At 64.1% G+C, this 11706-nt stretch carries 5 protein-coding genes; 4 read left to right on the forward strand and 1 reads right to left on the reverse strand.

The window, feature by feature from the left end:
• The 3 genes from ABAC460_RS44050 to ABAC460_RS44065 all read left to right on the forward strand — a co-directional run.
• On the forward strand, nucleotides 1–5803 hold a 5803-nt coding region (locus tag ABAC460_RS44050), incomplete at its 5' end, for a cadherin-like domain-containing protein (RefSeq protein ID WP_023455246.1).
• Between the two features lie 154 nt (nucleotides 5804–5957).
• Nucleotides 5958–8126: a tetratricopeptide repeat protein gene (locus tag ABAC460_RS44060; protein WP_162150344.1), complete on the forward strand. Its 2169-nt coding sequence runs from the start codon at nucleotides 5958–5960 to the stop codon at nucleotides 8124–8126.
• A gap of 15 nt (nucleotides 8127–8141) precedes the next feature.
• Nucleotides 8142–8993, forward strand: coding sequence for an FkbM family methyltransferase (locus tag ABAC460_RS44065; protein WP_052012808.1), 852 nt, complete (start codon nucleotides 8142–8144; stop codon nucleotides 8991–8993).
• Between the two features lies 1 nt (nucleotide 8994).
• Here ABAC460_RS44065 and ABAC460_RS44070 read toward each other — a convergent pair whose 3' ends face one another.
• Nucleotides 8995–10518, reverse strand: coding sequence for a B12-binding domain-containing radical SAM protein (locus ABAC460_RS44070; protein ID WP_023455250.1), 1524 nt, complete (start codon nucleotides 10516–10518; stop codon nucleotides 8995–8997).
• A 172-nt stretch (nucleotides 10519–10690) separates the two neighbouring features.
• On the opposite strand from ABAC460_RS44070, the gene ABAC460_RS44075 reads away from it, so the two are divergent.
• Complete coding sequence (locus ABAC460_RS44075) at nucleotides 10691–11662, forward strand: UDP-glucuronic acid decarboxylase family protein (protein ID WP_023455251.1); 972 nt, start codon at nucleotides 10691–10693, stop codon at nucleotides 11660–11662.
• Nucleotides 11663–11706: the final 44 nt, after the last annotated feature.

Raw genomic sequence — 11706 nt, forward strand, 5'->3', positions numbered from 1 at the left:
TGGCCAGGAAGGCAGCGGCCTGGGCTACGGCATCTACGCCCAGCGCTACAACTCGGCCGGCGTCGCCCAAGGTGGCGAAGTCCACGTCAACACGGCGACGGCGGGCAACCAGCGCTTCCCGACCACGGCCGCGCTTGAAAACGGCGGCTATGTCATCGCCTGGCAGGACAGCACCTCGACCGAGATCCAGTTCCAGCGCTACAATTCCAGCGGTGTGGCCCAGGGAACCAATACGGTGGCCAGCGCCAGTGCGCCGGGCAACCAGTCGGATCCGGCGATCGCAGGCTTAAGCACCGGCGGCTTCGTCGTCGTCTGGACCAGCAGTGACGATGGCGGTGGTTCCGGTATCTACGCCCAGCGCTTCACCGCCAGCGGCACGGCTGACGGCAGCACCATCCTGATCAACACCACCACCTCGGGTGAACAGGTCGCCGCTTCGGTCAGCACCCTGGTCAATGGCAGCTTCGTGGTCACCTGGACCTCGGCCGACGCCGCCAACAACGGCATCTTCCAGAAGATCATCGAAGCCAATACGGTTCCGTATCTCAGCGGCGCCCAGGCCGAACTGTCGGCCGGCAGCGAAGATCATAACTATCAAGTTACGCCTTCGACCCTGCTCCAGGGCGTCACCGACGATGAAGGCCACAGCCTGACGGTCACCGGCATCACCGGCAGCAACTTCACCGCCGGCTACAATGATGATGACGAGGTCTGGGTCATCACACCCACCCACAACTACAATGGCCCTCTGGTCCTGAACTACACGGTCTCCGACGGCCACGGCGGCACCCTGAACCTGACCCAGGAACTGACGATCAACGCCGTCAACGACGCCCCGATCCTGACCGGCACCCTCAGCGCCTCGGCGACCGAAGGCGGCTCGTCCGTCACCGTCGACGCCCTGAGCAATGCCAGCGACGTCGAAAACAGCAGCCTGTCGGTCTCGGCCACCGGCCTGCCCTACGGCGTCACCAAATCGGGCAGCGTCTTCACCTTCGATCCGACCAACAGCGCCTACGACTACCTGGCGGCCGGCGAGACCGCGAGCGTGACCGTCGGCTACGTGGTCACCGACGGCAATCTGGGAACCAGCGCCTCGTTCACCATCACCGTCACAGGCACCAACGACGCCCCGGTGTTCGAGGTCAGCGGCGATACCTCCGCCAGCCTCACCGAAGACACAGTCGCCACCAGCCTGACCTCTTCCCCGCCGGTGCTGGAAGAGCTGACAGCCACGGGTTCCATCGACTTTACGGATGTCGACCTGCTCGACACCCATACAGTTACGGTCACCCCGGGCAATGTCATCTCCAGCGTCACCGAGTACTATGGCGCGCTTACCGCCGAGGTCAGCCCCGACTCGACCGGCGACGGCAGCGGCACGGTCAACTGGAGCTTCAGTGTCGATAACGCCGACATTCAGTTCCTGGCCGCCGGCCAGACCTGGACCCAGACCTACACGATCCAGATCAGCGACGGTCATAGCGGCTACGACACTGAAGTCGTCACCATCACCCTGCACGGCACCAATGACGCGCCGACCCTGAGCAGCAGCCAGGCCACGCTGGGCAGCGGAACGGAAGACCAGACCTATACGGTAACGCTGGCGCAACTGCTGACCGGCTTCTCGGATGTCGACACCCTCGACGAACTGGCGGTGTCGAGCGTCACCTCCAACCATGGCTCCGTGAACAACAACGGCAACGGCACCTGGACTGTCACCCATACGGCCAACTATAACGGCAGCGTCACCCTCAGCTATACGGTCTCGGACGGCGAAGGCGGTTCCCTGCCGGCGACGATCTCCTACAGCCTGACGGCGGTCAACGACGCCCCGATCGGCAACGACAGCGTCTCGATCAGCGGCACCGAAGATCAACCCAGCAACATCGACATCGCCGACCTGATCTCGGACGTCGATCATACCGATGCCCAGTTGACCCTTTCAGGCACCAGTGCCAACGGCACGGTCACGGCCAACGGTACGGTCCTGACCTTCACCCCGACGGCGAACTTCCAGGGCTCGACCACCATCAACTATACGGTTTCCGACGGTACCCTGTCCGATACCGGCACGCTGTACATCTTTGTCGCCAACGTCAACGACGCGCCGACCGCCGATAGCTTCAATGGCGGCACGACCGACGAAGAAACGCAGATCGTCATCGATGTCGCCGGCCATATCGCTGACATCGACCCGTCCGAATCCCTGACCATCAGCGCCGCTGTCAGCGACCAGGGCTCGGTGTCGATCAGCGGGACCAACCTGACCTTCACCCCGGCGAGCAACTTCTACGGCAACGCCACCATCACCTATACGGTGAGCGATGGCGACACCACGACCCAGGGCACGATCACGGTCGCGGTCACCAACACCTACGACGCCCCGACCGTCATTCCGGGCGCCACGATCCACATGCAGGAAGACACGGTCAAGACTCTCCATGTTTCGGATCTCCTTGCCGGCGTTGAAAACCCCGACGATGCCGATATCACGGTCTCGGACGTCTTCGCCTCCGAAGGCACCATCACCCTCAACCCGAACGGCACCTACCGCTACAATCCGCCGAACGACTACTACGGCCCCGTCACCATCAACTTCACGGTATCCGACGGCACCACCGACGTCCTGTCCGAGATCACGATCATCATCGAGAACGTCAACGACGCTCCGATCGCGCCGACCAGCCCAGGTTCGCTCGGCTCGGTGAACGAAGACGCCGTCTTCACCGGATCGGATGAGGCCCTGCTGACCGGCTGGACCGATATCGACTTCGAACGCGACGAGGACAACGTCCTGCCGGACCTGGTCGTGTCGGATATCTCGGTCAACCACGGTACGGTCGTCCGCGACGGCCACGGCGGCTTCACCATCACGCCGGACGCCAACTATAACGGCACAGTCACCGTCACCTACAAGGTGTCGGACGGCACGACGCAGGTCACCGCCACCCGCAGCCTGACCGTTACGCCGCAACCCGATGCTCCGGACCTGACCGGCGAACCGGCCGACCTGACCGGCGCCCTGGAAGACCAGACCTTCAACATCACCACCGCCAGCCTGCTGCAGGGCGTTACCGATCCGGACGGCGGCAGCCCCAGCTTCACCATCACCGCGATCGAGGTCGATGAAGGCGCCATCAACCTCGTCAGCGGCAACTATGTCTATACTCCGGATGCCGACTTCAATGGCGATGTCACCATCACCTACACCGTCTCCGACGGCAGCCTGACGCGTGTCCTGACCAACACCTTTACCGTCGGTGCCGTCAATGACGCGCCGCGTGGCACCGCTATGACCTTCGATCCCATAATGGAAGACGGCATGGTGGCGTTCGAAGTCAGTGACTTGCTGGCCAACATCGTCGACCCGGAGGACGACCTGAACACCTCGGGTTGGTCCTTGAACCTCTACAACTCCGAAAACGGCACCTTCACAGTTAATACCAATACCCTGCTGTATGAATTCCGGCCCAATGCCGACTTCTACGGCGTGGCGAGCTTCCGCTACACCGTCAGCGACTTTTACGGTGGCACGACGGAATTCACCGGTTCAATCACAGTTACGGCCGTCAACGACGCGCCGACCGGTACGGCGGGGACCATCACCGGCGCCAGCGAAGACACGGTGACGAACATCAGCCGCGACACCCTGCTGTCGGGTATCAGCGATGTCGACAACCCGACCAAGTCGGGCTGGACCATCCACTGCCTGAGCGCGACCAACGGCACCTTTGCTTCGGATGGCAGCGGCGGCTTCACCTTCACGCCGACCGCCAACTATAACGGCAGCGCCTCGATCACCTACAAGGTATCGGACGGTTCGGGTGGCTCGACCATCTTCACCAGCACCTTCTCGGTCGCCGCGGTCAATGACAACCCGACGGCGCCGGAAGATCCCATCGACCTGGGTACCGCCACGGAAGATCAGCCGATCACCATCGACGCGGAGGACCTGCTGGCCGGCTGGACCGATGTCGACGGACCGACCACCTTCACGGTCCACAACCTGGATGCCGGCGACGGCTTCACGGTGGTCGACAACCACGACGGTACCTTCACGGTGACCACGCCGGACGACTACACCGGTGAGATCGCCTTCACCTACGAAGTCCACGACGCCACCACCGGCGTCGGCTACGGCGAAGCCACCATCGAGGTCCAAAACGTCTATGACGCGCCGGAACTGGATACCCCGGTCGAACTGGACAGCATCGACGAAGACACCTCCACCACGGTGTCCACTGAGGAACTTCTTCAGGGCTGGAGCAGTGCCGACGGCCTGAGCCTCACGATCTACTCGATTAGCGCCAGCCATGCCTCGGTCACCGAGGAGGATGGTATTTACACCGTCACCCCGGACGCAGATTACAATGGCACCGTGGTTTTAACATACTGGATCTCTGACGGCGAAACCGCCACCCCAACGACTCTGGAGGTAACGGTCAACTCGGTCATCGACCTGATCTGTTCCAGCACCTCCACCACCCTGGCGGCGGGCAAGGACAATCTGAAGCTGACCGGCAGCGACGACATCGACGGTACCGGCAACAGCCTGAACAACGTACTGACCGGCAATTCGGGCATGAACCGCCTCAACGGCAGCACCGGCGCCGACACCATGTACGGCAAGGGCGAGGATGACCTCTACATCGTCGACAACATCGGTGACGTGGCATCGGAGCAAAGTGTGACAGGCATCGACGACGGCGGCTTCGACACCGTCCGATCCTCGGTCTCCTACACCATCGGCGCCTTTATCGAAAACCTGCGCCTGACCGGCACGGGCAACATCAACGCCACCGGCAACTCGCTGGCCAACTACCTCTACGGCACGTCGGGCGCCAACATCCTCGACGGTTCGTATGGCGGCGACATCATGGACGGCGGCGCCGGCAACGACACCTACTATGTCAATGTCGCCACCGACGAAGTCATCGAATATGTCGGCGGCGGCACGGCCGACACTGTTATCTCCCAGGTCAGCTACACCCTGGCCGACAACCTGGAGAACGTCGAACTGGCCAGCTGGGGTACAGCAGCGACCAATGCCTGGGGCAACGCGGTGGCCAACCACGTCACCGGCGGCCGCGGTTCCAACCAGCTCTACGGCATGGACGGCAACGACACCATCTCTGGCGGTGAAGGCAACGACACCCTCGACGGCGGTGCGGGCGCCGACTCCATGGCCGGCGGCCTCGGCTCCGACGTCTACTATGTCAACGACACCAACGACGTCGTCTTCGAAGACACCGGCACCGGCACAGGTACGGACACGGTCATCTCGACCGTCACCCGTACCCTGGCCGCCAACGTCGAGAAGCTGGAACTGTCCGGTTCGGGCGCCATCGACGGCACCGGCAACACGCTGAACAACACCATCACCGGCAATATCGGGGCCAATGCCCTGGACGGCGGTGCGGGTGCCGACACCATCTCCGGCGGCGCGGGCATCGACCGCATCACCGGCGGTACGGGCAACGACAACCTGACCGGCGGTACCGAAGCGGATACCTTCGTCTTCGCCAAGTCGGGCGGTGGCACCGACCACGCCACGGACTTCCAGGTCGGCATCGACCACCTGGCGTTCAACGCGTCGGAGTTCACCAACAGCCTGGCCAACACCCTGTTCACCAGCAACGCCAACGGTACGGCGGTCGGCAATGTCGGTCAGTTCATCTACAACACCACGACCCACACCCTGGTCTGGGACAGCAACGGCACGGGCAGCGGCGGCGTTACGGCCACCGTCGTCTTCGACAACAATGTCACCATCACCAAGTCCGACCTCGTCTTCCAGTAACACCGGCCAAACCCGGAAAAATCAAGGTTCAAATCAGCCTTCGTGCGCCATCACATCCGTGCGGCCATATGGAGCCGGGACGGAACTTGACCTCGCGGCGCGAAGCAGCACATAGGATTTGCAACCTTGATCCGGGATGGCAGGTTTTCGCAGCATGGACACCGCCCTTTCGGAGGCGCTAAACCGGATCGTCGGCCTCGGCCAGGCTGGCCGCTTCGCCGAAGCGCAAGCCCTGGCGCAGAGCCTGACGGCTGATCGCCCCGATGACGCCGCGCCCCACCATCTGCTCGGGCTGGCATTGCAGCAGGGTGGGGAGCCCGAAGCGGCGCTCCTCCCGCTTCGCCGGGCGATGGACCTGGAACCGCAGACGGCGGTCTTCCATATGCATTTCGGGATCGCAGCGGCCCAGGCGGGTCAACTGGACGCAGCCGAGTCCAGCCTGCAGCGGGCACTGGACCTGGCGCCCGGTCATGTCGAGGCCCGTTACAATCTCGCCCTGATCCTCGAACGGCAGGGCCGTCTTGCCGATGCGGCCGAGGTTTTGACCGCACTGGTCGCCGCCGCGCCCGACCACGTCGCGGCCCGGATCCGCCTCGGCACCCTTCACCGCAAGAACGGCCGGCTGCCTGAATCTCTCGACATGATCGAAGGCGCTCTGCAACTGGCGCCGGGCCATGCGGACGGCCATTTCGCCCGCGCCATGACCCTGGTCGCGCTGGAGCGCAAGGATGAGGCCGAAGCGGCCTACCGTCAGGCGATTCGGCTGCAGCCCAACCTGCAGATGGCGATCAACAATCTCGGTATCCTGCTGGAAGGTCGCGGCCAACCCAGGGAGGCCATGGCGGTCTATGAGGCCGCCGTGGCGCGTGACCCGACCCAGTCCGCGCCGCGGCTCAACCTGGCCCGGCTATTGGCCGACAGCCGCGAAACCCGCCGTGCCATCGATCACTACCGCTTTCTGCTGGCGCGCGACCCCGACAACCTGGCCGTCCTCGATTCTCTGGTCTTTCACCTGCGCGAACTGGCCGACTGGAGTGAGATCGACACCCTGATGGACCGCCTGGTCAAGGGCATTGAGGCGCGTGCCGCCGCCGGTGAAGAGGTCGCGGTGCCGCCGTTCAGCGCCCTGTCCCTGCCCCTGACGTCACAGGTCCAGCAGGCCGTTGCGCGTTCGCACGTCCGCAAGCTGGCCGGCAACATCGCGCCCTTGGCACCGCGCCCCCTCTCCGCGTCGGGGCCGCTGCGCATCGGCTACCTGTCGGCGGATTTCCGCGAACATCCGGTCGCTCATCTGGTCGCAGGGCTGATGTCCGCCCACGATCGCCACCAGGTGTCCGTCACTGCCTACGCTCTGGGGCCGGCGGACGACAGCCAGTGGCGCCAGCGGGTCATTGCCGGCTGCGATCGCTTCGTCGCCCTGAAATCCGGCCAACCCCATGCCTCAGCCCAGCGTATCCGCGACGACGGGATCGACATACTGGTCGATCTGACCGGCTACACCCGGTTTGGCGAGCCCGAGATCCTGGCGCATCGGCCGGCGCCGGTTCAGGTCAACTGGCTGGGCTTTCCCGGCACCTTCGGTGCACCATGGGTCGACTTTGTCCTGGCCGATCCGGTCGTGGTGCCACCGCAGGACGATGTCTGGTTCGATGAGACGGTGATACGCCTGCCGGGCTGTTATCTGATTCACGACCGCAACCAGCCGCTGGCGGAGTGGACGCCGACGCGCGCCGAACTTGGGCTGCCGGAACATGGCTTCGTGTTCTCGTGCTTCAACAACGCCTACAAGATCACGCCCGAGGTTTTTGCCGACTGGATGGCGATCCTTGCCGCAGCTCCGGACAGCGTGCTGTGGCTGCTGAAGGGCCCTGATGAATCCCTGACCCATTTCCGCATGTATGCGCAGGAACACGGCATCGACCCCGACCGGCTGATTTTTGCCAGCCATGAGCCCAAACCTCGCCACCTCGCGCGTTACCGGCAGGCTGACCTCATCCTCGACACCCCGATCTACAATGCCCACATCACCGCCAGCGACGGCATCTGGGGTGGCGTTCCGGTCCTGACCCGACCGGGCGACACCTTTGCCGGCCGGGTGGCAGCCAGCCTGGCGCGCAGTGTCGGCCTCGACGACATGATCGTCTCAAGCCGCGCGGACTATGTCGCGCGCGCCGTCGCCCTGGCGAAGGACCCTGACGCCTATGGCGAGGTCCGCCGACGGATAAGCCAGGCCCGCTTCAACAGTCCCTTATTCGACGTCCAGACTTTCGCCCGCCATCTTGAGGCGGCCTTTCGCGACATGCGCGCGGCCAGAGGTGGATGACCTGACGTGAAGGCCATGCGCGCCATTCTCAAGGCGGTCCTCCCCGGGCCGGCGGATCCGATCCGGATTGTCGATATTGGCGCCAGCCCGATCGACGGTGACCCGCCCTACGCGCCGCTTCTGGCCATGGGACGGGCGCAGGTTACGGGCTTCGAACCCGATGCCGCGGCGTTGGCGGCGCTCAACCTCAAAAGGGGCCCGGCGGAAACCTATCTGCCGCATGCGGTGGGCGATGGGGGGCGTCATATCCTGCATATCTGCAAGGCCCCAGGCATGACCTCGCTCCTGGAGCCGAACATGCCGCTGCTGGAACTATTTCATGGTTTTGGCGCCTGGGGCAGGGTCATCGCCACCGAGGCGGTCGACACCGTGCGGCTCGACGACGTACCGGAGGTTCGAGGCGTGGAATACCTCAAGATCGACATCCAGGGCGGCGAACTCATGGCCCTGCAAAACGCCATGCAATGCCTGCAAACGGCGCTTCTCATCCATACTGAGGTCGAATTCCTGCCCATGTATGTCGACCAGCCACTCTACGCCGATGTCGACCGCTTCCTGCGCACCCAGGGCTTCATGATCCACCGGTTCGCCCCGCTCACCAGCCGGGCGATCAAGCCGCTCATGATCGGCAACGATCCCCGTGCGGGTTTCAGCCAGGTTCTGTGGGCGGATGCCGTATTTGTGCGCGACATCACGCGCCTGGACCTGATGACGGCGGACCAACTGCTGCGGCTCGCCGAGATACTGCACGATGTCTACCGTTCGTACGACGTCTCGCTGCACCTGCTGAAGGCCTATGACCGGCGTTGCGGTACTGCGTGTGGCGACATCTATTTGCAGGCCGTAACGGCCCGGCAGCCGTCATAGGTCAAAGCGCCACCACCGCCTCGGGTCGCGCCTGGCGCAGGATCGAGTCGGGCAGGGACGGCCCCTGACCCATCGAGTGTTCGAAGAAGACCGAACTGCTGGCTTGATTGAACGGAATGTTCAGCGCCTGGCGTACCTCCGCCTCGATCCGGTCGCGCAGGCTCACCAACTGGTCTGAACTGAGATAGTCGGTGAAGACGAACGACTGATAGCCGCCACCGGGGATGCCCTTGTAGTAGTCGGCCGTCACGGCGTAGTCGACGGTGCGGGCATGCAGCCGGTCGCCGGTCTTCGGGTGGCTATAGGTCCAGACATCGGGCAGGCTGTCGTGCGGCACGGCCAGGTCGTGATAGGGCGTACCTGGATAGGGCGTGATCAGGGTGACGTCGAAGTCGTCGACCCGATGCCCGATCAGCCAGTCGCGGATGGCCAGCGCCGTCTCTTCACTGTCACCCGGATGGCCCATCGACATCAGTGCCTTGACCTTGAGCCCGTGGCGTCTGGCGATCGCCATCGCGCGGTTATTGTCGTCCAGCGTGGCGCGCTTGTCGATATTGGTCAGAATGCGCGGCGCCGCGGCTTCGAAGCCGCACAGCAGCCAGCGGAAACCGGCCCGGTACATGGCCGCCGCCTGAGCATCGCTGAACAGCTCCGCCTTGATGAAGCCGCGCAGCCGGAACTCGACGCCCAGCCGTTCCTGCAGGGCCGTGAGTTGGTCCATCAACTCGACCAGGCGCGGATTGACGTTCAGTTCGTCGTCATAAAACATGAAGCCGCAATAGCCGTACTCACGGTGCAGGAACTCGATTTCCTGCACCACGGACTCGCTGGACCGGGTGCGGATCAGGCGCAGGCTGCGGCTGTTGCGGCCGCCGCAAAAGCCACAGTTGAACGGGCATCCCAGCTGGGCAATCAGGTTGGTCGCCGGCCGGCCTTCGATCTGGTAGCGGTAGCTCTTCATGTCGATCAGGTGCCGCGCGGGGAGCGGACTGGCCTCATAGTCGGCATTGGACATGAACAGCGGGCTGTGATGGTCGTCGCCGTCGATATACTTCGGCGGCGCCTTCGCCATGGCGGCAAAGATGGCGCTTTCGCCGTCGCCGGCGCACAGCACGTCGAAGGCGGTTTCCAGCAGGTCGACGCCGCGTGCGCCGCGTCCGCCGACGGTTCCGCGTTTCTGTTCCACCTTGCGCGCCGCGTACATCAAGGTGGTGTGGGGCCCGCCCAGGATCAGCCGCGCCTGGGGCCAGCGATTGCGCAGAACCTCGCGGACCTTCATCACGGCGGGTAGTTGCGGTGTTGTCGCGGTCAGGCCGACGACATCATGCGTCGTGCCGCTGCAATAGTGCTCCAGCACATCGAGATAGTTCTGCACGCCGGACAGATCGACAAAATCGACGGTGCAGCCGGCGGCTTCGAGCACGGCGGCGACCTTCAACAGACCCAGATTAACGAACACCCGTTCATCCAGCAGGAAGGCCGACGGCGGGTTTATCAGGCATATTCGCGTGAAGTGAGGCGCCATCGCTCTTGGGTACCGCAGGGTGATCGGGAGGTCGCGATTCGACCGGACTATTCCTACCACGCGCCGCTGGCCTCTCAAAACCCGTGGCTTACAGATCGCGCCGCCGGTGTTAGACGATGACGGGCCTGCGCCGTGATTCTGCCCGCGGCCGCCGCAAAAAGGGAACCGCCCCATGAGCCTGTCTCGCAAACGCGTCCTGGTAACGGGCGGCGCCGGATTTCTCGGATCGCACCTGTGCGAGCGGCTGCTGGCGCGCGGCGATGACGTGCTGTGCGTCGACAACTACTTTACCGGCCGCAAGGACAATATCACTCACCTGCTGGGGCTGCCGCAGTTCGAGGCCCTGCGCCACGACGTCACCCTGCCGTTGTTTGTCGAGGTCGACGAGATCTACAACCTGGCCTGTCCGGCCTCGCCGGTCCATTATCAGTTCGACCCCGTACAGACGATCAAGACCTCCGTTGTCGGCGCCATCAACATGCTGGGCCTGGCGCGGCGGCTGAAGGTGAAGATCCTGCAGGCCAGCACCAGCGAGGTCTATGGCGATCCGGACGTTCACCCGCAACCGGAAAGCTATCGCGGCAATGTCAACGTCCTGGGGCCGCGGGCCTGTTACGACGAAGGCAAGCGGGCCGCCGAAACCCTCTTCTTCGACTATCACCGCCAGCACAAGGTCGCGATCAGGGTCGCGCGCATCTTCAACACCTATGGTCCGCGCATGCAGCCCAATGACGGGCGTGTCGTGTCCAGTTTTGTCGTTCAGGCCCTGCGCGGTGAGCCCATCACCCTCTACGGCGACGGCAGCCAGACCCGGGCCTTCTGCTACGTCGACGACATGGTCGAGGGGCTTATCCGCCTGATGGACACGGGCCCCGAGGTGACGGGCCCGGTCAATATCGGCAATCCGCATGAGGTCGAGGTGCGCGACCTGGCCCAGCGCATTATCCGCCTGACGGGGTCGTCGTCCCCGCTCGTCTATCGGGACTTGCCGCAGGATGATCCGGCCCGCCGCTGTCCCGACATATCCCTGGCCCGGCAGGTGCTGGAGTGGCAGCCGGCTGTCTCGCTGGATGAGGGGTTGCGCGCCACCATCGCGCATTTCCAGAGCCGCCTGGCGGCTGGGCGCGAGCCGGCAGCCGGGTGAGAAAATACGAGGTCAATCAACGTATTTGTGCGCAGGCCCGGCGG

The sequence above is a fragment of the Asticcacaulis sp. AC460 genome, from assembly GCF_000495795.1.
GTDB lineage: Bacteria > Pseudomonadota > Alphaproteobacteria > Caulobacterales > Caulobacteraceae > Asticcacaulis.

Bases quoted from the DNA above. Each gene is read 5' to 3' on its own strand.
- ABAC460_RS44060 (WP_162150344.1), top strand. From the start codon at position 5,958: ATGGACACCGCCCTTTCGGAGGCGCTAAACCGGATCGTCGGCCTCGGC.
- ABAC460_RS44065 (WP_052012808.1), top strand. From the start codon at position 8,142: ATGCGCGCCATTCTCAAGGCGGTCCTCCCCGGGCCGGCGGATCCGATC.
- ABAC460_RS44070 (WP_023455250.1), bottom strand. From the start codon at position 10,518: ATGGCGCCTCACTTCACGCGAATATGCCTGATAAACCCGCCGTCGGCC.
- ABAC460_RS44075 (WP_023455251.1), top strand. From the start codon at position 10,691: ATGAGCCTGTCTCGCAAACGCGTCCTGGTAACGGGCGGCGCCGGATTT.